The following is a 22,878-nucleotide window of genomic DNA, read 5'->3' on the forward strand; positions in this document are numbered from 1 at the left end:
CGTTTCGCGAGCCGCCCCGGACGAAACGAGCCGCCGCGCACGAAAGGAGAGCCGTGACCGTCACCCGAAAGGTCCTCACCCGCGAGGACCTGGCACCGCTCGCCCGGGCCGCGCTCGGCCCGCACCGTACCTTGAACGGTGTCACCCGCCTGCGCGGCGGCTCCAAGAAGGGCGTCTACCGGCTCACCTTCGACGACGACTCCACCGCCGTCGCCTACGTCTGGTCGGCGGAACGAGGACTACTGGGACGCCGGGCCCTCCGACCTCGGCGACCCCTTCTCCCACGGCACCGGACTCCACCTGTTCACGGCGGCCCACGACCGCCTGGCCGCCGCCGGCGTCCGCACACCCCGTTTGCTGTACGCCGACGCCTCACACACCCACCTGCCGGCGGACGCGGCGGTCGTCGAGGACCTTCCCGGCGACAGCCTGGAGGAGCTGCTGATCCGCGATCCGCAGGCGGCGCCCGAGGCCATGGGGCGGATGCGGGTGCTGCTGGAGACCCTGCACTCCCGCACCGGCCCCCGCTTCGGCAAGGTCGCCCTCGTGGACGAGGGCGGTTCCTCCCACGGCACTTCCTGCGAGCAGCGGGTCGTGGAGGGGGCGCTGCGCTGCGTCGAGGAGATCGCCGTACGGGATGCGCGTGCCGCCGCCGGCCGGGAGGCGTTCGAGCAGGCGATCCACGCCTTGGCCGCCGAGGTCCGCCCCCGCACTCGCCATACCCTCATCCACGGCGAACTCGGTCCCGACCACGTGCTGCTCACGTCCGACGGCCGGCCGGCCCTGATCGACATCGAGGGCCTGATGTACTTCGACGTGGAGCAGGAGTACGTCTTCCTCCAGCTCCGCTTCGGCCGCCACTACGACGCCCTGCACGCCCCCGGCCTCGACGAGGCCCGCATGCGTCTGTACCGCCTGTCCATGCACCTCGGCCTGGTCGCGGGCCCCCTGCGCCTGCTCGACGGCGACTTTCCGCATCCCGAGGGTATGCGGGCGATCGCGGAATCGAACCTGGTGCGGGCGCTGGAGCTGGCGGGACGATGACCGGCATGCATGACACGCTGCTCGTCCCGGCCGTCCTGGTGCTGACGGCCGGGGCGGGGCGCGGTGCTCCGGCCCCGGCTGTGGGGTTACGGCACGCTGGTCGCCGAGGCCGGGATCGGGACGTTCCTGTTCACCGGCCCCCTGCAGGCCCCGGACATCCGCCACATGCCGATCGCGGCGGCCGGCATGGCCGTGTTCTTCGCGGGCCTGTGCGTGCAGGTGCTGGCCCGGCGTCCGGGCCGCACCGCCTCCTGAGCCCTCAGGAAGACCGTCGCCGGATCTTCGACCCCAGCCACACCAGCGGGTCGTACTTGCGGTCCACGGCCCGTTCCTTCAGCGGGATCAGCGCATTGTCCGTGATCTTGATGCCCTCGGGGCAGACCTCCGTGCAGCACTTGGTGATGTTGCAGTAGCCGAGGCCGTGCTCGTCCTGGGCGGTGCGTTTGCGGTCCAGTCCGGTGTCCTCGGCGGCGTCCAGGGGGTGCATGTCCAGCTCCGCCACCCGCATCAGGAAGCGCGGGCCCGCGAAGGCCGTCTTGTTCTCCTCGTGGTCGCGGACCACATGGCAGGTGTCCTGGCACAGGAAGCACTCGATGCACTTGCGGAACTCCTGCGGGCGGTCCACGTCCTCCTGCATCATGCGGTACTCGCCGGGACCGAGCCCCGCGGGCGGCACGAAGGCCGGGACCTCCCTGGCCTTGGCGTAGTTGAAACCGACGTCCGTGACCAGGTCCCGGATGACCGGGAACGCCCGCAGCGGCGTCACGGTGATCGTCTCGTCCCGCTCGAACACCGACATACGCGTCATGCACATCAGCCGCGGCCGCCCGTTGATCTCCGCCGAGCACGACCCGCACTTGCCCGCCTTGCAGTTCCAGCGCACCGCGAGATCGGGGGCCTGGGTGGCCTGGAGGCGGTGGATGATGTCGAGGACGACCTCACCGTCGTTGACCTCGACCTTGAAGTCCTCCAGACCGCCGCCCTGCACATCGCCCCGCCACACCTTGAAGCGGGCCTCATAGCTGCTCACTCGTACAGCTCCTCTTCGGCGAGGTACTTGACCAGCTCCTCCTTGTCGAACAGGGCGAGCAGGTCGGGGCGGATGGGCTCGGTGGTCTGCCGTTCCAGGGTGATCTGGCCGCGCACCGGGTCGGTCGCCGCGAGTCCGCCCGTCGGGTCGGTCAGCGCGCACAGCAGATTGACGCGGCGCCACTTGCGGTCCATCGACGGATGGTCCTCGCGGGTGTGCCCGCCGCGCGACTCCGTACGCTCCAGCGCGGCCCGTGCCACACACTCGCTGACCAGCAGCATGTTCCTGAGGTCCAGGGCGAGATGCCAGCCGGGGTTGAACTGCCGGTGCCCCTCGACGCCGGCCCGGCGGGCCCGTACCCGCAGCTCGGCCAGCTTCTCCAGGGCCTGCTTCATCTCCGTCTCGCGACGGATGATGCCGACCAGGTCGTTCATCGTCTGCTGGAGTTCCTGGTGCAGGGTGTACGGGTTCTCCGGCGGGCCCCCGGCCGGTTCCCCGACCTCCGCCTCGGCCGAGAAGGGCCGCAGCGCCTCGGCGGCGGCGGAGTCGACCTGGACGTCGTCCACCCGGGGCCGCGCCCCGGCCAGCCCCGCCGTGTACTCGGCCGCGTGCCAGCCCGCCCGGCGCCCGAACACCAGCAGGTCGGACAGGGAGTTGCCGCCGAGCCGGTTGGAACCGTGCATACCGCCGGCCACCTCACCGGCCGCGTACAGCCCCGGCACCCCGCGCGCCGCCGCCGTGTCGGAATCGACGGCGACCCCGCCCATCACGTAGTGACAGGTGGGCCCGACCTCCATCGGCTCCGCCGTGATGTCGACGTCGGCCAGCTCCTTGAACTGGTGGTACATCGAGGGCAGCCGGCGCTTGATGACCTCGGCGGGCATACGCGTCGACACGTCCAGGAAGACGCCGCCGTGGGGCGACCCCCGCCCCTCCTTCACCTCGGCGTTGATCGCCCGCGCCACCTCGTCACGGGGCAGCAGTTCGGGCGGACGCCGGTTGGTGTCGGGGTCGTCGTACCAGCGGTCGGCCTCCTCCTCCGTCTCGGCGTACTTCTCCTTGAAGACGTCGGGGATGTAGTCGAACATGAACCGCTTGCCTTCGGAGTTGCGCAGCACCCCGCCGTCGCCGCGCACCGACTCGGTGACCAGGATGCCCTTCACCGACGGCGGCCAGACCATGCCCGTCGGGTGGAACTGCACGAACTCCATGTTCAGCAGGGGCGCCCCGGCCAGCAGCGCGAGCGCGTGCCCGTCGCCGGTGTACTCCCACGAGTTCGACGTCACCTTGAAGGACTTGCCGATGCCGCCGGTCGCGATCACGACCGCCGGGGCTTCGAGGACGAAGAAACGGCCGGACTCGCGCTCGTAGCCGAAGACACCGCAGACCCGGGGCCCGTCCTTGAGTACCCGGGTGACCGTGCACTCCTGGAACACCTTCAGCCGGGACTCGTAGTCCCCCGTCTCGCGGTGGTCCTCCTGCTGGAGGGCGACGATCTTCTGCTGGAGGGTGCGGATCAGCTCCAGGCCCGTACGGTCGCCGACGTGGGCGAGGCGCGGGTACTCGTGGCCGCCGAAGTTGCGCTGCGAGATCCGGCCGTCCTTGGTCCGGTCGAACAGGGCGCCCCAGGTCTCCAGCTCCCACACCCGCTCCGGCGCCTCCTGCGCGTGCAGCTCGGCCATCCGCCACTGGTTGAGGAACTTGCCGCCGCGCATGGTGTCGCGGAAGTGCACCTGCCAGTTGTCACCGGCGTTGACATTGCCCATCGCCGCCGCGATGCCGCCCTCGGCCATCACCGTGTGCGCCTTGCCGAACAGCGACTTGCAGATCACTGCCGTACGGGCGCCCCGCTCGCGTGCCTCGATGGCGGCGCGCAGGCCCGCACCGCCGGCGCCCACCACGACGACGTCCCACTCCTGCCGGTCGACCACGGACATCAGAACAACCTCGGATCGTCGAAGGCGCCGGACGCGACGAGATAGACGTAGAAGTCGGCGAGCGCCACGCTCACCAACGACGCCCAGGCCAGCAGCATGTGGCGGGCGTTCAGCTTCCCGACCCACTGCCACATCCGGTAGCGCACGGGATGCTTGGAGAAGTGCTTGAGCTTGCCGCCGACGATGTGCCGGCACGAGTGGCAGGACAGCGTGTACGCCCAGATCAGCACGATGTTGACCAGGAACACGAGCGTGCCGAGGCCCATGTGGCCCCACTGGTAGTTCTCGTCACGGAAGGCGAGCACGGTGTCGTACGTCAGGACGCCCGCGACCAGGATCGCCGCGTAGAAGAAGTACCGGTGGATGTTCTGCAGCACCAGCGGGAAGCGGGTCTCCCCGGTGTACGTCCGGTGCGGCTCGGCCACCGCGCAGGCCGGCGGGGACGCCCAGAAGCCCCGGTAGTAGGCCTTGCGGTAGTAGTAGCAGGTCAGGCGGAAGCCGAGCGGGAAGATCAGGATGATGATCGCGGGGGAGATGCCCCACCAGCTGCCGAAGATCTCCCAGTTCGGGCCCGCGTGCATGGGCTCGCAGCGCTCGGCCAGACAGGGCGAGTAGAACGGCGAGACGTAGGGCGCCGCGTAGTAGTCCGCGTCGGCGAAGGCCCGCCAGGTCGAGTACACGATGAAGGCGAGCAGCCCGGCCGCGGTGGCGGCCGGCGCCAGCCACCAGCGGTCGGTCCGCAGGTGCGGGGCGGCGATCGCGGCGCGCGTCGGGGCGCGTACGCCGCCGCTGCGGGGATGGGGTTCGGTGGCTGGAGGTTCCGTACCAGTGGCCAATGCATGACTCCGGTCGGTTCAGGGGCGCGGTGGGGCTCGGGTCGGTTCAGGGGGCGTGCCGGTCGCGGGCGCCCAGGCCTTCGTCGTCCGAGTCCGTCCACAGCGCGGGGTCGTACGGCGTGTCGGGGATGGTCACGAGGTCGGGGCGCTGGGGCGCGGCCGGGGTCGTGGCCGCCTCCCGCAGCAGCGCGACGCTCTCGCGCAGGTGGTCGGCGTCGGTGCGGACCCGGCGGATCTCCAGGCCCCCGCTGCCGATCTGCTTCTCCAGGCGGCTCACAGACCGGGACAGGTCGTCGAGGCAGCGCTGGACCGACATCAGTTCGTCGTGCACGGACATGACTTGCCCTCACTTCCGCGGGTCGTCGAGGCCCAAGGCGGCAACGTTCATGCGCCTGCGAGTGTTGCGCGTCACAGCACACGCTGTGAAGGGATGTGCACCGATTGGCCGAGGTGTGTGGTGCATCCCGGGGGTGTGTTGCGCCGCACGAGTGGGCTTCGCGCCCGCAGTCGCCGTGTCGCTCTCTGTTGCCGAACCCTTTCCTCTTCAGTGGCCGCATACATCTGATGAGCGCCAAATACCGCCAAAAGTGAGCATAACGCCCGCGGCTTCCCGGAGGTAGCAGAGATGTCCCACGACGGCGTCGGACTGCGCGCGGTCATGCGCTCGGTCGCCTTCCTCACCGCGGGCGCGCTCGCGGTGCCCACGCTCGCCGCCTGCGGCTCCGACGACCCGGCCGGCAAGCCCCTCGCGGCGCAGGACATCGCGCCCGTCGCCCGGGCCAAGGTGGCCGACGGGGGCACTCTGCGCTGGGCCGCGGATTCCGTACCGGAGACCCTGAACACGTTCCAGTCGGACGCCGACGCGACCACCACCCGCGTCGCCCAGGCCGTCCTGCCGTCGTTGTTCCGGCTGAACGACAGCGGCCGCCCCGAGCGCAACCCCGACTATCTGGAATCGGCCAAGATCGTCAAGACCGAGCCCAAGCAGGTCGTCGTCTACAAGCTCAACCAGGAGGCCGTCTGGAGCGACGGCCGGGAGATCGGCGCCGCCGACTTCGCCGCCCAGTGGCGTGCCCTGTCCGGGAAGGACACCGCCTACTGGACCGCCCGCAACGCCGGATACGACCGCATCCAGAAGGTCGAGCGCGGTGCCGGCGACCTGGAGGTCAAGGTCACCTTCAGCCGGACCTACGCCGACTGGCGGTCGCTGTTCTCGCCGCTGTACCCGAAGGACGTCATGGGCACCCCGGACTCCTTCAACGACGGGGCGCGGCGGAAACTGAAGGTCACCTCCGGTCCCTTCACCGTGCAGAAGGTCGACCGCAAGGCCGACGAGGTGGTCCTCGCCCGCAGCCCGCACTGGTGGGGTGAGCCGGCCAAGCTGTCGCGCATCGTGCTGCGCGCGGTGCCGCGCGAGCAGCGGGCCGCCGCGCTGGCCGCCGGGAAGGTCGACCTGGCCGAGGTCGACCCGGCCACCGCCCGGCGCATCACCGCCGCCGGCCAGGCCGGCAGCCCCGCGCGGATGGGGCCCGGCCGGCATGTCGCCCCCGCCGACGAGAAGGCGGTCGACGAGGAGGCCCTGGCCCGCAGCGAGCAGCGTGCGGCCCTCGCCCGGTACTCGCGCCAGCAGCAGGCCCTGCGCGGTTTCGAGGTCCGCAAGTCGCTGGAGCCGGCCTACACCCAGCTCGCCCTCAACGGCGTCGGCGGACCGCTCGCCGACGAACGCGTCCGCCGGGCGGTGGCCCGCACCCTCGACCGCGAGGAGCTGGCCGGCGCCGTCCTGAAGCCGCTGGGCCTGCCCGCCAAGCCGGTCGGCAGCCACCTCGCGCTCTCCGGCCAGGCCGCGTACGCCGACAACAGCGGCGCGCTCGGCGGTCAGGACACCAAGGAGGCGCAGGCCCTGCTCGCGGACGCCGGGTGGGTACCGGGCGGGCCGGTCAAGAAGCGGAAGAAGGGCGAGAAGGCGGCGGGGGCCGAGGCGGCCAAGGGTGAGAAGGCGTCGCCGGGCGGGGACGACGGGACGTACATCGTGGGGGAGGGGGACAAGCAGAAGCAGGGGGACAAGAAAGAGAAGGAGAAGAAGGAGAAGAAGGGGGACGGGGAGAACGGGGAGAACGGGGAGAACGGGGGGTACGGGGAGACGCAGGCCGACGGCAAGGCGCGCCGTGACGCCGACCGTGAGCAGAAGAAGCACGAGCAGGACGCCGTGCCCGGTGCCTACGCCCCCAAGGGCACCGCGGTCCCGGCGGGCGCCACCGCGCCGCTCGCCAAGAACGGCAAGGCGCTCACGCTCCGCTTCGTGCTCCCCTCCGGACCTGGCTCGGAACCGCTGCGCACGGTGGCCGACCGCATCTCCCGGATGCTGGAGCGGGTCGGTATTCGCACGAACGTCACCAGGGTTTCCGACGAGTCCTACTTCAAGGACCACATTGCGTCCGGCCAGTACGACCTCGCCCTGTACTCCTGGCCCACATCGGCCTTCCCCGCCACCGACGCCCGCCCGATCTACGCCAAGCCGGTCGCGGCGGCGGACGGTTCCCTGAACGTGGAGCAGAACTACACCCGCGTCGGCACCGACCAGGTCGACCAGCTCTTCGACCAGGCCCTGGCGACGCTGGACGAGGACGAGGCCCGCGGCCTGATCCGCAAGGCGGACTCCCGCATCTGGGCGGCGGCCGGCTCCATCCCCCTCTACCAGCGCCCGGAACTGGTCGCCGCGCGCAAGAACCTGGCCAATGTGGGCGCCTTCGGCTTCGAGACGCCGGTGTACGAGGACATGGGCTTCCTCAAGAAAGGCGTGAAGCCGGCGCCGGCCCCGTCGGCGAGCCGCTAGTCCGGTCACCCCGACCCACTACCGCCCCCGCCCGGCCCCCCACGATCACGGCGGGGGCGCCGGCGGACCACACACCCGACAAACCCGGACGCCCCCCACCCACACCGCCCGGCCCGGCCGCCCCCCGGACTCAGCGCGTCGGGAACCGGCGTTCTGGGTGAGGCGGGGGCCCCGCCTCGCTGTCCGCTTGCCCGGCACACCCCCGTGGCGCGGCGCCGTGCCGCTGCCGGATCCGGGCCGCGCCCACGGCCGCGGCGCGACGCCGTGATGCCGTCGGCAGCCCCCACAGACCGCCTCCGGCACCTGAAAACCGTGCCCGACCTGCACCGACGTATCCCGGACAAGCCCAGCGGCAGCGGGCCCGTACCATGGGGTGAGGCCGTGGCATGTTCAGCCCGGCAGGGCCCGCGTAACACAGATGTACGCGAGGGCCGTCCTCACCACTCCGGGAGTACGCCGCAATATGGCTGTGACTGCAACGCGTCACGACATCCGCAACGTCGCCATCGTCGCCCACGTCGACCACGGCAAGACCACCATCGTCGACGGCATGCTCAAGCAGGCCGGTGCCTTCGCCGCTCACCAGCTCGACTCCGTCGACGACCGCGTCATGGACTCGAACGACCTGGAGCGTGAGAAGGGCATCACGATCCTCGCCAAGAACACGGCGGTGAAGTACCACCCCAAGGACGGCGGCGACCCGGTCACCATCAACATCATCGACACCCCCGGCCACGCCGACTTCGGCGGCGAGGTCGAGCGCGGTCTGTCGATGGTCGACGGTGTCGTGCTGCTCGTCGACGCCTCCGAGGGCCCGCTGCCGCAGACCCGGTTCGTGCTGCGCAAGGCGCTCCAGGCCCGGCTGCCGATCATCCTGTGCATCAACAAGACGGACCGGCCGGACGCCCGTATCGACGAGGTCGTCAACGAGACGTACGACCTGTTCCTCGACCTCGACGCCGACGAGGAGCAGATCGAGTTCCCGATCGTCTACGCGTGCGGCCGTGACGGGATCGCCTCCCTGACCAAGCCCGAGGACGGCACCGTCCCCTCCGACTCCACCAGCCTCGAACCGTTCTTCTCGACCATCCTGGAGCACATCCCCGCCCCGACCTACGACGAGGGCGCCCCGCTCCAGGCGCACGTGACGAACCTGGACGCCGACAACTTCCTCGGCCGTATCGCGCTGCTCCGCGTCCACCAGGGCGAGCTGAAGAAGGGCCAGACGGTGGCCTGGATGAAGCGCGACGGGTCCGTGCAGAACGTGCGGATCAGCGAGCTGATGATGACCGAGGCCCTCACCCGCAAGCCCGCCGAGAAGGCCGGCCCCGGCGACATCTGCGCCGTCGCCGGTATTCCGGACATCATGATCGGTGAGACTCTGGCGGACACCGAGAACCCGGTTCCGCTGCCGCTGATCACGGTCGACGAGCCCGCGATCTCCATGACCATCGGCACCAACACCTCCCCGCTGGTCGGCCGTGGCGGCACCGGCAAGGGCGCCGACGCGAAGGCGGCCGTCAAGGACCGCAAGGTCACCGCCCGGCAGGTGAAGGACCGGCTGGACCGCGAGCTGATCGGTAACGTCAGCCTGCGGGTGCTGGACACCGACCGTCCCGACGCCTGGGAAGTCCAGGGCCGTGGTGAGCTGGCGCTCGCCATCCTCGTCGAGACCATGCGCCGCGAGGGCTACGAGCTGACCGTCGGCAAGCCGCAGGTCGTCACCCGGGAGGTGGACGGCAAGACCTACGAGCCGGTCGAGCGCATGACGGTCGACGTGCCCGAGGAGCACATGGGCGCGGTCACCCAGCTCATGGGCGTGCGCAAGGGCCGGATGGACAACATGTCCAACCACGGCTCGGGTTGGGTGCGCATGGAGTTCGTGGTGCCCTCGCGCGGCCTCATCGGCTTCCGCACCGAGTTCCTGACGCAGACCCGCGGCACCGGTATCGCCCACTCCATCCACGAGGGCTTCGAGCCCTGGTTCGGCCCGCTGCAGACCCGCAACAACGGCTCCCTGGTCGCCGACCGCGCCGGTGCCGTCACCGCCTTCGCGATGACGAACCTCCAGGAGCGCGGTGTGCTGTTCGTCGAGCCCGGCACCGAGGTGTACGAGGGCATGATCGTCGGCGAGAACTCCCGCTCCGACGACATGGACGTCAACATCACCAAGGAGAAGAAGCTCACCAACATGCGGTCGTCCACGGCCGACGTGACCGAGTCGATCGTCCCGCCGCGCAAGCTGTCGCTGGAGCAGTCCCTGGAGTTCTGCCGCGACGACGAGTGCGTCGAGGTGACCCCGGAGGCCGTCCGCATCCGCAAGGTGAACCTGGACGCCCGCGAGCGCGCCCGCGCCGCGAGCCGCGCCAAGCACGGCTGACGCGCCGTCACCACATGCCGGGCACTCCGCGAGGCGGGGTGCCCGGTTTCCGTGGGCCCGGAAACGCGTTCCGTCGAGTCGGCGCACGCCGGCACACGTATAGGGAAAACCCTTCAATCCTGAGGGAGAGCCGTACGAGCCGTCCTGTGCCTATTAGTCTGCTGTGGGCACAGGCGTGGCCTGCCGTTCGTCGACCGTTGGTCGGCCACCGGTCAACGGCCCCCGAGCGCAGCCCGGTTGAGCGCACGCGTCCTCCCGGCACAGCGGGCCCGTCGGTGCAACCGGTTTTCTCATGTCGATGTCCGGAATGCGGACACCCGCCACCGATAGATGTGTAACAAGTCCGTTTCGCAGGGATCTTTCGGCAAACCGTTTGTCCGGATTTTGGAAGAAGTACGGACGAGGTGTGATCGAACCGAGACCTCAGGGGTGTGGTTCGGCCACCGCCCATGGCAGATAGTTAGGCGCGTAGATGCTCGGACGAACGGGTCACGCGCTTCGGCGGCGCCCACTCACGAGCGCGGGGGCACCTGACCAACTCCGGCACCGGCGACGGGCGGTGCGGTGTTGTGTCGCGTGCTCCCTTTGCGGTGAACCATTGGACTCATGAGGAGGAACCCATGCGCGGTGCCAAGAGCGCCAAGTGGGTGGCAATAGCCGCGGTTGTGGCGCTGGGCGCGACGGCCTGTGGTGGGGGAAGCGACAGCGGGAACGACAGCAAGGCCGCGATCGACCCGAACGGCAAGTTCTCGATCGAGGTCGGCGAGCCGCAGAACCCGCTGCAGCCGGCGAACACCATGGAGTCCAACGGCAGCATCGTGACCCGGGCCCTGTTCACCGGGCTCGTCGACTACGACTCCAGCGGCAAGATCGTCATGATGAACGCTCAGTCGGTGGACTCGAAGGACAACAAGACCTTCACGGTCAAGCTGAAGCCGGGCTGGAAGTTCCACGACGGCACCCCCGTGACCGCCGAGTCCTACGTCAAGGCGTGGAACTGGGCCGCGAACCCGGCCAACAAGCAGACCAACAGCTTCTGGTTCTCGGACATCAAGGGCTACTCCGACGTCGCCCCCGAGAAGGGCAAGCCGAAGGCCACCGAGATGTCCGGCCTGAAGGTCGTCGACGACAACACCTTCACCATCACGCTGAACAGCCCGCTGCCGTACTTCGTGTACAAGCTGGGCTACGAGGTCTTCTCGCCGCTGCCCGAGTCCTTCTACAAGGACCCGAAGGCCGCGGGCGAGAAGCCGGTCGGCAACGGCCCCTACAAGTTCGTCAGCTGGCAGCACAAGAAGCAGATCGAGGTCGCCCGCTACGACGACTACAAGGGCTCGAACAAGGCCAAGAACGGCGGAGTGATCTTCAAGAACTACTCCAAGCTGGAGACGGCCTACCAGGACCTGAAGTCCGGCAACCTGGACGTCATGCGGCAGATCGCCCCGCGTGACCTGCCGGTCTACAAGGCCGACCTCGGCGACCGCGCCGTGGACCAGGCCTACTCCTCGATCCAGACGATCGCCCCGGCCTTCTACACCAAGCAGTGGAAGGACATCGACCCGAAGGTCCTGCAGGGCCTGTCGATGGCGATCGACCGCGACACCATCACCAAGACCGTCCTCCAGGGCACCCGCGAGCCGGCCACCGGCTGGGTCGCCAAGGGTGTTCTCGGCTACCAGCCGGACCTGGGCACCGACATCTTCAAGTACGACCCGGCCAAGGCCAAGCAGCTCATCAAGGAGGGCGGCGGCGTTCCGGGCAACAAGATCTCCATCCAGTACAACGTGGACGGCGGTCACAAGGAGTGGGTCGAGGCGGTCTGCGGCTCCATCACCAAGGCGACCGGCGTGGCGTGCACCGGCGACGGCAAGGCGGACTTCCAGGCGGACCTCAACGCCCGTGACAACCAGGAAGTCAAGTCGATGTACCGCTCCGGCTGGGTGCTCGACTACCCGTTCAACGCCAACTTCCTCCGCGACCTGTTCGGCACGAACTCGTCCGGCAACCAGAGCGGCTTCTCCAACAAGACGATCGACGACCTGATCAAGAAGGCCGACGGCGCCAAGACGATCGAGGAGTCGCAGTCGCTGTACCAGCAGCTCGAGAAGGAGCTGCCGAAGTACATGCCGAGCATTCCGCTCTGGTACTACAAGGTCAACGCGGGCTACTCGGAGAAGGTCACCGGCGTCAAGTACGCCCAGGACGGCGACCCGATCCTGACCGGCGTTCAGGTCAAGAAGTAACCGCTGACAGCCCGCGATTCCGGGCGCGGCGCCGCCTCGTGCGCCGCGCCCGGAGGGACGGCAGCAACCGGGGGGCCCTTTCCGCGCGCATCCTTCGCGGTGCGCGCGGAAAGGGCCCGTCGGCTGCCGCTGAACTGACATGGAGGCACGATGGGGCGCTACGTCGCACGACGACTGCTCCAGATGATCCCGGTCTTCATCGGGACGACTCTGCTTATTTTCCTGATGGTCTACGCCCTGCCCGGCGATCCCGTGCGGGGGCTGTTCGGTGACAAGGCCGCGAGCCCGGCGGTCCTGCGGTCACTGCGGCACGAGTACGGCCTCGACAAACCCGTCCTGGTCCAGTACTGGGACTACATGCGGAACATCGTTCTGCACCTCGACTTCGGCACGCAGATCGGCAGCGGACGCCCGGTCACCGACATCCTGGGTGACGCCTTCCCGGTGACGCTGCGTCTGGCCGGCCTGGCGTTCGCCATCGAGGCGACCCTGGGCATCCTGCTCGGCGTCGTCGCGGGCCTGCGCGCGGGGAAGGCGACCGACACAGCCGTCCTCTTCCTGACGCTGCTGCTCATCTCGGTGCCGGTCTTCGTGCTCGGCTACATCTTCCAGACGGTGTTCGCCTTCCAGCTGGACTGGCTGGAGCCGTCGGTGGTCGACGACACCAACATCAGTCAGCTGATCATGCCCGCCACGGTGCTGGCCTGCGCCTCGCTCGCCTATGTGGCCCGGCTGACCCGTACCTCCGTCGCCGAGAACCTGCGTGCCGACTACATGCGTACGGCCATCGCCAAGGGCCTGCCCCGGCGCCGCATCGTCGGCGTGCACCTGATGCGCAACTCGCTCATCCCGGTCGTCACCTTCCTCGGCACCGACATCGGCGCCCTGATGGGCGGCGCCATCGTGACCGAGGGCATCTTCAACATCCACGGCGTGGGCGGCACCATCTACGAGTCGATCGTCCGCCGCGAAGGCACCACGCTCGTCGGCCTGGTCACGATCCTCGTCCTCGTGTACCTCCTCACCAGCCTGATCGTCGACCTGCTCTACGCGGTCCTGGACCCGAGGATCCGTTATGCCTGAGCTGACCAAGACCGCCGACGACGCGGTCGTCGCCGCCGCCACGAACGTGCCGGAGTCCAAGCCGGAGAAGACCCGCAGCCTGTGGGGCGACGCGTGGCTGGACCTGCGCAGCAACTGGATCTTCATCGTCTCGGCCGTGCTGATCCTCCTGCTGCTGATCATCGCGGCCTGGCCGGGGCTGTTCACCGACGCCGACCCGAACGACAAGGACCTGGCGAACCACTACCTGCAGCACCCGAACTACGGCAACGTCTTCTCGGCGGACTGGCTGGGCTACGACGCCCAGGGCCGCAGCGTGTACGCCCGCGCCATCTACGGCACACGGGCCTCGTTGCTGGTCGGCGCGGGAACCGCCCTGGTCGTGACCGTGTTCGGCGGCCTCGTCGGCATGCTCGCCGGCTACTTCGGCGGCTGGCTCGACGCCGTGCTGTCGCGGGTGACGGACATGTTCTTCGGTATCCCGTTCCTGCTCGGCGCGATGGTGATGCTGAACTCCTTCACCGACCGCTCCATCCCCGTGGTCATCGGAGCCCTGGCCTTCCTCGGCTGGACGCAGACGGCCCGTGTGATGCGCGGTTCGGTCATCACCATCAAACAGGCGGACTACGTACAGGCGGCCAAGGCGCTCGGCGCCGGAACCCGCCGTATCCTCTTCCGCCATGTGCTGCCCAACGCGGTCGCCCCTGTGATCGTCGTCGCCACCATCTCGCTCGGTGTGTACATCGCCGCCGAGGCCACGCTGTCCTTCCTCGGCCTCGGCCTGGACGGCGTCTCGTGGGGCAACGACATCTCCGACGGCGGCAACCAGATCCGGGTGGCGCAGTACATCATGCTCTACCCGTCGATCATGCTCAGCATCACGGTGCTGGCGTTCATCATGCTCGGTGAGGCCGTCCGCAACGCCCTCGACCCGAAGATGCGCTGAGGGAGGCGTACGTGACCATCATCGAAGAAGCCACTGCCGTGCCCTCGCCCCGCGGCGACGGGGACGACGGTGCCCCGCTGCTCGACGTGCGTGACCTGCACGTCGAGTTCCACACCCGCGAGGGCGTCGTCAAGGCGGTCAACGGCGTCAACTACAGCGTGAACGCGGGAGAGACGCTCGCCGTGCTCGGCGAGTCCGGCTCCGGCAAGTCGGTGACCGCGCAGGCGATCATGGGCATCCTCGACATGCCCCCGGCGAAGATCCCCCAGGGCGAGATCCTCTTCCGCGGCCAGGACATGCTCACGATGTCCGTCGAGGAGCGCCGCAAGATCCGCGGCCGCCGGATCGCGATGATCTTCCAGGACGCGCTCAGCTCGCTCAACCCGGTGCTGACCGTCGGCTACCAGCTCGGCGAGATGTTCCGCGTCCACCAGGGCCTGTCGAAGAAGGACGCCAAGGCCAAGGCGATCGAGCTGATGGACCGGGTGAAGATCCCGGCCGCAACGGCCCGCGTCAGCGACTACCCGCACCAGTTCTCGGGCGGTATGCGCCAGCGCATCATGATCGCCATGGCGCTGGCCCTGGAGCCGGACCTGATCATCGCCGACGAGCCCACCACGGCCCTCGACGTGACGGTCCAGGCCCAGGTCATGGACCTGCTCGCGGAGCTGCAGCGCGAGTACAACATGGGCCTGATCCTGATCACCCACGACCTCGGCGTGGTCGCCGACGTCGCGGACAAGATCGCGGTGATGTACGCGGGCCGGATCGTGGAGCGCGCCCCGGTCCACGAGCTGTACAAGCGGCCGGCGCACCCGTACACCAAGGGTCTGCTGGACTCCATCCCGCGCCTGGACCAGAAGGGCCAGGAGCTGTACGCGATCAAGGGTCTGCCGCCCAACCTGCTGCGTACCCCGGCCGGTTGCGCCTTCAACCCGCGCTGCCCGAAGGCCCAGGACATCTGCCGTACGGATGTGCCGCCGCTGCACCCGGTCACCGAACAGGACGGCACGGAGCTCGTCGGCCGCGCCTCGGCCTGCCACTTCTGGAAGGAGACGCTCCATGGCTGAGCTCAGCAAGAACGACGAGCCTCAGGACGCCACGCCGAACGTCTCCGAGGTGGAGGTCGTGGACGCCCACTCCGAGTCGGAGTCGGTGGCCGCCATCGAGGCGCCCGTCGAGCGCGGGGAGCCGATCCTCCAGGTCCGCAACCTGGTCAAGCACTTCCCGCTCACCCAGGGCATCCTGTTCAAGAAGCAGGTCGGCGCGGTCAAGGCCGTCGACGGCGTCTCCTTCGACCTGTACCAGGGCGAGACGCTGGGCATCGTGGGCGAGTCGGGCTGCGGCAAGTCCACCGTCGCCAAGCTCCTGATGAACCTGGAGCGGGCGACGGCCGGCGAGATCTTCTACAAGGGCCAGGACATCACCAAGCTGTCCGGCCGCGCGCTGAAGGCGGTCCGCCGCAACATCCAGATGGTCTTCCAGGACCCCTACACCTCGCTCAACCCGCGTATGACGGTGGGCGACATCATCGGGGAGCCCTTCGAGATCCACCCGGAGGCGGCCCCGAAGGGCGACCGGCGCAAGCGCGTCCAGGAACTCCTGGACGTCGTCGGCCTCAACCCCGAGTACATCAACCGCTACCCGCACCAGTTCTCGGGCGGCCAGCGCCAGCGCATCGGCATCGCGCGAGGTCTGGCCCTGAACCCCGAGATCATCATCTGCGACGAGCCGGTCTCCGCGCTGGACGTGTCCGTCCAGGCGCAGGTCATCAACCTGATGGAGAAGCTGCAGGACGAGTTCAACCTCTCCTACATCTTCATCGCGCACGACCTGTCGATCGTCCGGCACATCTCGGACCGCGTCGGTGTGATGTACCTCGGCAAGATCGCCGAGATCGGCACGGACGAGCAGATCTACGACCACCCGACGCACCCCTACACCCAGGCGCTGCTGTCGGCGGTCCCCGTGCCGGACCCGGATGCCCGTGAGCACCGCGAGCGGATCATCCTCACCGGCGACGTGCCGTCCCCGGCCAACCCGCCCTCGGGCTGCCGCTTCCGCACCCGCTGCTGGAAGGCCCAGGACAAGTGCGCCGAGGAGGTGCCGCTGCTGGCGATCCCCGAGCGCTTCCAGGGCGCCGACTCCCCGGCTGCCCATGAGTCGGCGTGCCACTTCGCCGAGGAGAAGGACGTCGTCCACGCGGCCTGATCCGCTCTGCCGCCCCACCCGGTTCCCGGCGCCTTGCCCAGGCGCCGGGAACCGGCCTTTTCCGCGCACGATGGGGGCACCAGGTGGTGGCGCTGAGCGAGGCTCAGGCGCCGGCCCGCGCCCGCGCCCAGTGGCAGGCCACCTGGGCCTCGCCGCTGCCGTTCAGGACCTCCAGGTCCTGAGTGCGGCAGTGGTCCGCGACGCCGGCGCGTGCCGCCTCGCCGCCGGCCAGGATCTGGCAGCGGGGCCGGAAACGGCAGCCGGAGGGGATGCGGGAGGGGTCCGGGGGCTCGCCGGCGAGGACGACCGGGGCGCCCGGCGCGTCCGGCAGGACCGACAGCAGGGCCTGGGTGTACGGGTGCCGGGGTGCCGTCAGCACCTGCTCGACCTCGCCCGTCTCCACGATCCGGCCCAGGTACATCACCGCGACGCGGTCGGCGATGTTCCACGCCAGCCCCAGATCATGGGTCACCACCAGCGCGGCCAGGCCCAGTTCGGTGCGCAGGCGCAGCAGCAGGGCCAGGATCTCGCCGCGTACCGAGGCGTCGAGGGAGGCCACCGGCTCGTCGGCGACGAGCAGCTCGGGCTCCAGGACCAGCGCGCCCGCGATCACCACGCGCTGGCGCTGGCCGCCGGACAGTTCGTGCGGGTAGCGCAGGAAGAAACGTTCGGGCGGGCGGAGCCCCGCTCGGGCGAGGGCCTCCGCGACCGCTTCCCGTTCGTCACCGCTGTACCCGTGGATACGCAGCCCCTCGGCCACCGCGTCGTACACGGTGTGCCGTGGGTTGAGCGAGCCGCTCGGGTCCTGGAGCACCAGCTGGGCCCGCTTGCGGTACGCCTTCAACGCCCGCGAGCCGTACTCCAGCGGTCGCCCGGCGAAGCTGACGCGCCCCGCGGTCGGCGGCACCAGACCGAGCAGCGAGCGCGCCAGCGTCGTCTTGCCGCAGCCCGACTCGCCGACCAGCGCCACGATCTCGCCGGGCCGGATGTCGAGGTCGACACCGTCCACGGCCCGGGCGGAGGCGCCGCCGTGGCGGCCGGGGAAGGTCACGCGCAGCTCGCGGGCGCTGAGCAGGGGCGGCGGTGTCGTCATGGCGCCCTCCTCGCGTCCCGGGCGTCTCCGGCCGGACCTGGCGTCCCTCCGGCGGTTCCCCCGGCGGCGAGGCCCGGGGTGCCGGGGGCTTGCGCTGCGGTGTCTGCGGGAGCCGCGGCCCCCGCCACCGCACCCTCGGGGCGTGCCGCCCCCGCACCCAGCCCCGGCGGGAGGCCCGCCACATGAACGCAGGCCGCCCGGCGCCCTTCCCCCGTCTCCCGCAGCACCTGGTCCTGCGTGGCACACCCCTCCAGTGCCACCGGGCACCGGGGATGGAAGGCGCAGCCGGAGGGCAGGGCGGACGGGTCGGGCGGGTCGCCGGGCAGGCCGCGGGGGGCGAACCGGGAGGCCCGGTCGCCGATGCGGGGGAACGCCGCCGACAGGGCCTGGGCGTACGGGTGCCGGGCGCCCTCGTGGACGTCCCGGGCGGGGCCCTCCTCGACGACCCGGCCCGCGTACATCACCGCGAGCCGGTCGCAGGTGTCGGCGAGCACCGCGAGATCGTGGCTGATCATGATCAGGCCCAGGTCCTGGTCGGTGACCAGCTGCTCGATCAGCCGGAGGATCTGCGCCTGGATCATCACGTCGAGCGCGGTGGTCGGCTCGTCGGCCACGATCAGCCGGGGGTCGCAGGCCAGCGCCATGGCGATCATGACGCGCTGGCGCTGACCGCCGGACAGCTCGTGCGGGTACGCCGACGCCCGCGCCGCGGGCAGGCCCACCTGCTCCAGCAGCGAGCCCGTCCTGCGCCGCGCCCCCGCAGCCGTCTCCTTGCGGTGCAGCAGGATCGGCTCGGCGATCTGGTCGCCGACGCGGTGCACGGGGTTCAGGGAGTGCATCGCCCCCTGGAAGACGATGGAGGCGCCCGCCCAGCGGACCGCCCGCACCCGCCCCCACCGCATCGTGAGCACGTCCTCCCCGTCCAGCAGGACCTCCCCGCCGACCCGCGTACCGGCCGGCAGCAGCCGCAGCAGCGCGAGCGCCAGCGTGGACTTGCCGCAGCCCGACTCGCCCGCGACACCGAGCTTCTGACCGGCCGCCAGCGACAGGTCCACGCCCCGCACCGCGGCCGCCCCGCCCGGATACGTCACGTCGAGGTTCCGCACCTGAAGCAGCGTCATCGCGCCACCTCCAGCCTGGGGTTGAGGACCGATTCCACCGCGCGCCCGCACAGCGTGAACGCCAGCGCCACTGCGGCGATGGCGATGCCCGGCGGCACCAGGTACCACCAGTCGCCGGCGCTGACCGCCCCCGCCTCCCGCGCGTCCTGCAGCAGCCCGCCCCAGGACACCACCGTCGGGTCGCCGAGCCCGAGGAAGGCCAGCGTCGCCTCGGCCAGGATGGAGGAGGAGACCATCAGCGTCGTCTGCGCCAGCACCAGCGGCATCACGTTGGGCAGCACATGCCGGGACATGATGTGCCAGTGCCCCCCGCCCAGCGCCCTGGCGCGCTCGATGTACGGCCGGGACTCCACCGCCAGCGTCTGCGCCCGCACCAGCCGGGCCGTCGTCGGCCACGACGTGACGCCGATCGCCAGGACGACCGTACCGAGCGAGCGGGACAGGACGGTCGCGAGCGCGATGGCCAGCACCAGCGTCGGCATCACCAGGAACCAGTCGGTGACCCGCATCATCACGGTCGCGTACGCGCCCTTGAAGTGCCCGGCGGTGATTCCCACCACCGCCCCGATCGCCACCGACAGCACCGCCGCGAGCAGTCCCACCAGCAGCGACACCCGCGAACCCCACACCACCAGCCCCAGCAGATCCCGCCCGAACCGGTCCGTCCCCAGCGGGAACTCCCCGCTCGGGCTCTCCATCGGGCTCCCCGGCGCCCCGGTCACGCCGGCCACCTCGGAGCCGACTGTCAGCGGCGCGGTCAGGGCGACGAACCCGAACAGGGCGAGCGCGGCCAGGCCGACCAGCCCGGCGCGGTGGGTGCGGTACTGCCGCCAGAACCGTACGGCGGCCCGGCGGCGCCGCTGCCGGGCGAGCCGGCCCGGAGTCACCCGGGCCAGGTCGGTCGTCATCGGCCCACCCGCGGGTCGAGCAGCGGATAGACCAGGTCGGCCAGCGTGTTCATGACGATCACCGCCGAGGCGAAGAAGAGGAACAGACCCTGCACCAGGGGAAGGTCGGGCACGCTCAGGGCCTGGTAGAACAGGCCGCCGAGGCCCGGCCACGAGAAGACGGTCTCCACGAGGATCACGCCCGCGACCGTCCGGCCGAGGTTGACGAAGATCAGCGTCACCGTCGGCAGCAGCGCGTTCGGCACGGCGTGCCGGCGGCGCACCAGGTCGTCCCTGAGGCCCTTGGCGCGCGCGGTCGTCAGATAGTCGCTGCCCATCTCGTCCAGCAGCGCCGAACGGGTGACCAGCAGCGTCTGCCCGTACTCGACGGCGACCAGTGTGATCACCGGCAGGATCAGATGGTGGGCGACGTCGAGGACGTGACCGAGGCCCTCCTCGCCGCCCGACTCCATGCCGCCGGTCGGGAACAGCCCGGGAACGGGACCGACCCCGACCGAGAACACGATGATGAGCAGCAGGCCCAGCCAGAACGACGGCACCGAGTACAGGGTCAGCGCCAGACCGGTGTTCAGCCGGTCCCCGAGCCGGCCGTGCCGCCAGGCGGAGCGTGTGCCGAGGACGATGCCCAGGGCGGTGTACAGGACGAAAGCGGTGCCGGTGAGCAGCAGGGTGTTCGGCAGCGCCTCGACGATCTTGTCGGTGACCGGCGCCCGGAACTGGTACGAGGTGCCGAGGTCGCCGGTGAGGGCCTTGCGGCAGTAGTCGGTGAACTGCTCCCACAGCGGCAGGTCGAGTCCGAACTCCCGCCGGTAGGCGGCCAGCTGTTCCGCCGACACCGGCCGCCCGCCGGTCATGGTCTTCACCGGGTCGCCGGGGATCAGCCGGAAGAGGAAGAAGCCGGTGACGAGGACGGCGAGCAGGGAGACGGCGGCGCCGCCCACCTTGCCGGCGCCGTACCGCAGATACGTGGTGGAGGTGCGCCCCTTCGGCCCGGTGGCTTCGCCGGCCGGGGCGGGCGCCGCGTCGGCGGTCATGGGCGGCTGCCCGGGTGCGGAACCGGTCTGTCCATCGGCTACTCGCGGTCCTCGGCCGTGGCCCGCCGCCGCATCGCCAGGAATCCGCCGGCGCCCGCGAGGATCACCACGCCGACGACGACGCCGGTGATGACGCCCGCCGACCCGGCCCCGTCGGAGGAGCTGTCGGAGGCCGCCGGGACCGCCGACCACCAGCTCCAGTAACCGTCCTGGCCGTAGATGTTGCCCGCGTCCTTCGGCATGGTCTCGATCGAGGCGATCCGGTCGGTGCGGTAGGCCTCGACGGCGTTCGGGTACGCCATGACGTTCATGTATCCCAGGTCGTACAGCCGCGACTCCATCTGCTTGACGAGGTTCGCCCGCTTGGCGGGGTCGTACTCGGCGAGCTGGCGGGCGTACAGGTCGTCGTACTTCTTGTCGCAGATGAAGTTGTCGGTGGCGCCCGTGTCCTTGGGCGTGGCGGGCAGGGCCGCGCAGGTGTGGATCGACAGGACGAAGTCCGGGTCGGGGTTGACGGACCAGCCGTCGAAGGCGAGGTCGTAGGTGCCCGCCAGCCAGGGATCGCTGACGTTGTCCAGGCAGTCGAGTCTCACGCCTATGCCGAGCTCGCCCCACCACTCCTTGAGGTACTGGCCGACCGCCTTGTCGTTGGGGTCGGTGGCGTGGCACAGGACGCGGTACGTGATCGGCCTGCCGTCCTTGCCGACCCGTTTGCCCGCGCCGTTCTTCTGGTAGCCCGCCTGGTCGAGGAGCCGGGCCGCCTGTGCCGGGTCGTAGGCGAGCTCCTGGTCCGGGGAGGGTTCCCAGTAGTACGACGAGAAGCGTGGCGGGATGTAGCCGGCGCCCTCGACCGCGTGGCCCTGGAACACCTTGTCGATGAGGGCTTTCCGGTCGACCGCCATGAACAGCGCCTGCCGCACCCGCTGGTCGAGCAGGGACTCGTGTCCGTCACCGAAGCGCCTGCCGTCCCTCGCACGGGCGCCCGGATTGGTCGCGAGGGCGTAGAAGCGGCGGCCGGGCGCGTCGTTGACCTTGATGTTCTCCTCACCCTTGAGGGAGGCCGCCTGGGCGGGCGTCAGGGAGGGCGATCCGGCGACGAAGGAGACCTCGCCCTTGCGCAGCGCGGCCACCGCGGCGTCCTGGTCCTTGTAGTACCGGAAGACCAGCTCGTCGAACTTCGGCGCCCCGCGCCAGAACTTCTTGTTGGCCTCCAGCCGTACGTAGCTGTCGGGCTTGTAGCCGGTGAGGACGAAGGGGCCGCTGCCGACGACGGGGAAGCTCTTGTCGTTGTGGAACGTCGAGAAGTCCCCGACCTTCTCCCAGACGTGCTTCGGCACGATCGGCACGTCGAGGGCGGTCATCGTGGCCTGCGGTTTGTCCAGTTCGATGACGAGCTGGGTGGGGCTCGGGGCGGTCACCTTCCTGAAGTTGGTGACGAAGCTGCCGTTCGCGGTGCCGGCCTTCTCGTCCGTCATCATCGTGTTGAACGTCCAGGCCGCGTCCTCGGCGGTGATCCTGTGGCCGTCCGACCAGGTGGCGTCGGAGCGGATGGTGTAGGTCCAGGTGAGCTTGTCGGCGGACGGCGACCACTTGGTGGCCAGGCCCGGGATCGAGTGGGCGTCCTTGACGTCGTAGCCGGTCAGGTACTCGTACATCAGCCGGTTGATGCTGGTGCTGACCAGACGGGTCGCCAGGAACGGGCTCAGCGAGTCGACGCTCTGCGCGACCGCGACGGTGAGGACCTTCCTGCCGTCCTCCGCCGCGGCCTGCTGGGGTGCCAGGCCGGTGGTGAGGGTCAGGGCGGCGACGCCAGCGGCGGCGGCGAGCCGGGGTGTCCGGGATCTGCTCATGGGTCGTGACCTCGCGTCATAGCTCGCACAGTAACGGCTGGTTGCGCTGCTCGATCGGGGTCGGCCAGGGTGTCGCCTCAGCGGTAGAAGAGTGTGTTTATCAGCGCCGCTCAGCGTGCGTCAACGGCGCGTGAGAGGCCATCTGGCCTGGGAAAACGGCGAGTTCTCGACCAAGGGGCAGTCAGTGGTCCAGACCGGTGAAGCGTCCCTGGTGGAGGCCTGACGGCACCTGAACGGGTGCCGCCGGACGGGGGACGGAGGCCCCGGGAGGGCGGTGGGGTGACATATGCGCACAAATATGCGGCAACCGCGTTAACACGCACGCAACTTCACCGACCCGATCCCGATAT

Annotated in this window: 18 protein-coding genes; 9 read left to right on the forward strand and 9 right to left on the reverse strand. The window is 70.0% G+C overall.

Annotated elements, in window-relative coordinates; all coding sequences use genetic code 11:
• Positions 1-138: 138 nt before the first annotated feature.
• Entirely contained in the window at positions 139-1,044 is a 906-nt protein-coding gene (locus tag NW895_RS10830) for a phosphotransferase (RefSeq protein ID WP_354670083.1), read from the forward strand.
• A gap of 63 nt (positions 1,045-1,107) precedes the next feature.
• On the forward strand, positions 1,108-1,299 hold the full coding sequence (locus NW895_RS10835) for a hypothetical protein (RefSeq protein ID WP_289935193.1): 192 nt from the start codon (positions 1,108-1,110) through the stop codon (positions 1,297-1,299).
• A gap of 4 nt (positions 1,300-1,303) precedes the next feature.
• On the opposite strand, the gene NW895_RS10840 is transcribed toward NW895_RS10835, so the two are convergent.
• The 4 genes from NW895_RS10840 to NW895_RS10855 are packed head-to-tail and all read right to left on the reverse strand — an operon-like array spanning position 1,304 to position 5,184.
• Positions 1,304-2,074 carry a succinate dehydrogenase/fumarate reductase iron-sulfur subunit gene (locus NW895_RS10840; protein ID WP_289935194.1) on the reverse strand — a complete coding sequence of 257 codons (771 nt, stop codon included), beginning with the start codon at positions 2,072-2,074 and terminating at the stop codon, positions 1,304-1,306.
• On the reverse strand, positions 2,071-4,011 hold the full coding sequence (locus NW895_RS10845) for a fumarate reductase/succinate dehydrogenase flavoprotein subunit (RefSeq protein WP_289935195.1): 1,941 nt from the start codon (positions 4,009-4,011) through the stop codon (positions 2,071-2,073). Before NW895_RS10845 ends, NW895_RS10840 begins: the two co-directional genes overlap by 4 nt.
• Complete coding sequence (locus NW895_RS10850; protein WP_289935196.1) at positions 4,011-4,847, reverse strand: hypothetical protein; 837 nt, start codon at positions 4,845-4,847, stop codon at positions 4,011-4,013. The genes NW895_RS10845 and NW895_RS10850 overlap by 1 nt, the downstream gene beginning before the upstream one ends.
• Positions 4,848-4,893: 46 nt before the next feature.
• Positions 4,894-5,184: a hypothetical protein gene (locus tag NW895_RS10855; protein WP_289935197.1), complete on the reverse strand. Its 291-nt coding sequence runs from the start codon at positions 5,182-5,184 to the stop codon at positions 4,894-4,896.
• Between the two features lie 288 nt (positions 5,185-5,472).
• Here NW895_RS10855 and NW895_RS10860 point away from each other — a divergent pair, with 288 nt between their 5' ends.
• The 7 genes from NW895_RS10860 to NW895_RS10890 all read left to right on the forward strand — a co-directional run bounded on the left by NW895_RS10860 (position 5,473) and on the right by NW895_RS10890 (position 16,522).
• A complete protein-coding gene (locus NW895_RS10860) occupies positions 5,473-7,680 on the forward strand; it encodes an ABC transporter family substrate-binding protein (RefSeq protein WP_289935198.1) in 2,208 nt (735 codons plus the stop codon).
• A gap of 463 nt (positions 7,681-8,143) precedes the next feature.
• On the forward strand, positions 8,144-10,060 hold the full coding sequence (gene typA / locus NW895_RS10865) for a translational GTPase TypA (RefSeq protein WP_289935199.1): 1,917 nt from the start codon (positions 8,144-8,146) through the stop codon (positions 10,058-10,060).
• Positions 10,061-10,680: 620 nt separating this feature from the next.
• Positions 10,681-12,303 carry an ABC transporter substrate-binding protein gene (locus NW895_RS10870; protein WP_289935200.1) on the forward strand — a complete coding sequence of 541 codons (1,623 nt, stop codon included), beginning with the start codon at positions 10,681-10,683 and terminating at the stop codon, positions 12,301-12,303.
• 150 nt (positions 12,304-12,453) lie between these two features.
• A complete protein-coding gene (locus tag NW895_RS10875; RefSeq protein ID WP_289935201.1) occupies positions 12,454-13,386 on the forward strand; it encodes an ABC transporter permease in 933 nt (310 codons plus the stop codon).
• A complete protein-coding gene (locus NW895_RS10880; protein ID WP_289935202.1) occupies positions 13,379-14,311 on the forward strand; it encodes an ABC transporter permease in 933 nt (310 codons plus the stop codon). Before NW895_RS10875 ends, NW895_RS10880 begins: the two co-directional genes overlap by 8 nt.
• Before the next feature lie 11 nt (positions 14,312-14,322).
• Entirely contained in the window at positions 14,323-15,381 is a 1,059-nt protein-coding gene (locus NW895_RS10885) for an ABC transporter ATP-binding protein (RefSeq protein WP_289935203.1), read from the forward strand.
• A complete protein-coding gene (locus tag NW895_RS10890; RefSeq protein WP_289935204.1) occupies positions 15,374-16,522 on the forward strand; it encodes a dipeptide ABC transporter ATP-binding protein in 1,149 nt (382 codons plus the stop codon). Before NW895_RS10885 ends, NW895_RS10890 begins: the two co-directional genes overlap by 8 nt.
• A 103-nt stretch (positions 16,523-16,625) precedes the next feature.
• On the opposite strand, the gene NW895_RS10895 is transcribed toward NW895_RS10890, so the two are convergent.
• Genes NW895_RS10895 through NW895_RS10915 form a run of 5 tightly spaced genes read right to left on the reverse strand, consistent with a single transcriptional unit; the run spans position 16,626 to position 22,528 of the window.
• On the reverse strand, positions 16,626-17,615 hold the full coding sequence (locus tag NW895_RS10895; RefSeq protein WP_289935205.1) for an ABC transporter ATP-binding protein: 990 nt from the start codon (positions 17,613-17,615) through the stop codon (positions 16,626-16,628).
• Complete coding sequence (locus tag NW895_RS10900) at positions 17,612-18,736, reverse strand: ABC transporter ATP-binding protein (RefSeq protein ID WP_289935206.1); 1,125 nt, start codon at positions 18,734-18,736, stop codon at positions 17,612-17,614. The genes NW895_RS10895 and NW895_RS10900 overlap by 4 nt, the downstream gene beginning before the upstream one ends.
• The gene (locus NW895_RS10905; RefSeq protein ID WP_289935207.1) at positions 18,733-19,644 is read right to left on the reverse strand and encodes an ABC transporter permease; all 912 of its coding nucleotides are present in this window, start codon (positions 19,642-19,644) and stop codon (positions 18,733-18,735) included. The genes NW895_RS10900 and NW895_RS10905 overlap by 4 nt, the downstream gene beginning before the upstream one ends.
• Positions 19,641-20,678, reverse strand: a complete 1,038-nt coding sequence (locus NW895_RS10910) for an ABC transporter permease (protein ID WP_289935208.1) — start codon at positions 20,676-20,678, stop codon at positions 19,641-19,643. The genes NW895_RS10905 and NW895_RS10910 overlap by 4 nt, the downstream gene beginning before the upstream one ends.
• A 38-nt stretch (positions 20,679-20,716) precedes the next feature.
• Complete coding sequence (locus NW895_RS10915; protein ID WP_289935209.1) at positions 20,717-22,528, reverse strand: ABC transporter substrate-binding protein; 1,812 nt, start codon at positions 22,526-22,528, stop codon at positions 20,717-20,719.
• Positions 22,529-22,878 lie beyond the last annotated feature (350 nt).

Origin of the sequence: Streptomyces sp. S.PNR 29, assembly GCF_030386795.1 — a bacterium.
GTDB lineage: Bacteria > Actinomycetota > Actinomycetes > Streptomycetales > Streptomycetaceae > Streptomyces.

Bases quoted from the DNA above. Each gene is read 5' to 3' on its own strand.
- NW895_RS10845 (WP_289935195.1), bottom strand. From the start codon at position 4,011: ATGTCCGTGGTCGACCGGCAGGAGTGGGACGTCGTCGTGGTGGGCGCC.
- NW895_RS10855 (WP_289935197.1), bottom strand. From the start codon at position 5,184: ATGTCCGTGCACGACGAACTGATGTCGGTCCAGCGCTGCCTCGACGAC.
- NW895_RS10860 (WP_289935198.1), top strand. From the start codon at position 5,473: ATGTCCCACGACGGCGTCGGACTGCGCGCGGTCATGCGCTCGGTCGCC.
- typA (WP_289935199.1), top strand. From the start codon at position 8,144: ATGGCTGTGACTGCAACGCGTCACGACATCCGCAACGTCGCCATCGTC.
- NW895_RS10870 (WP_289935200.1), top strand. From the start codon at position 10,681: ATGCGCGGTGCCAAGAGCGCCAAGTGGGTGGCAATAGCCGCGGTTGTG.
- NW895_RS10875 (WP_289935201.1), top strand. From the start codon at position 12,454: ATGGGGCGCTACGTCGCACGACGACTGCTCCAGATGATCCCGGTCTTC.
- NW895_RS10880 (WP_289935202.1), top strand. From the start codon at position 13,379: ATGCCTGAGCTGACCAAGACCGCCGACGACGCGGTCGTCGCCGCCGCC.
- NW895_RS10890 (WP_289935204.1), top strand. From the start codon at position 15,374: ATGGCTGAGCTCAGCAAGAACGACGAGCCTCAGGACGCCACGCCGAAC.
- NW895_RS10895 (WP_289935205.1), bottom strand. From the start codon at position 17,615: ATGACGACACCGCCGCCCCTGCTCAGCGCCCGCGAGCTGCGCGTGACC.
- NW895_RS10900 (WP_289935206.1), bottom strand. From the start codon at position 18,736: ATGACGCTGCTTCAGGTGCGGAACCTCGACGTGACGTATCCGGGCGGG.
- NW895_RS10905 (WP_289935207.1), bottom strand. From the start codon at position 19,644: ATGACGACCGACCTGGCCCGGGTGACTCCGGGCCGGCTCGCCCGGCAG.
- NW895_RS10910 (WP_289935208.1), bottom strand. From the start codon at position 20,678: ATGACCGCCGACGCGGCGCCCGCCCCGGCCGGCGAAGCCACCGGGCCG.
- NW895_RS10915 (WP_289935209.1), bottom strand. From the start codon at position 22,528: ATGAGCAGATCCCGGACACCCCGGCTCGCCGCCGCCGCTGGCGTCGCC.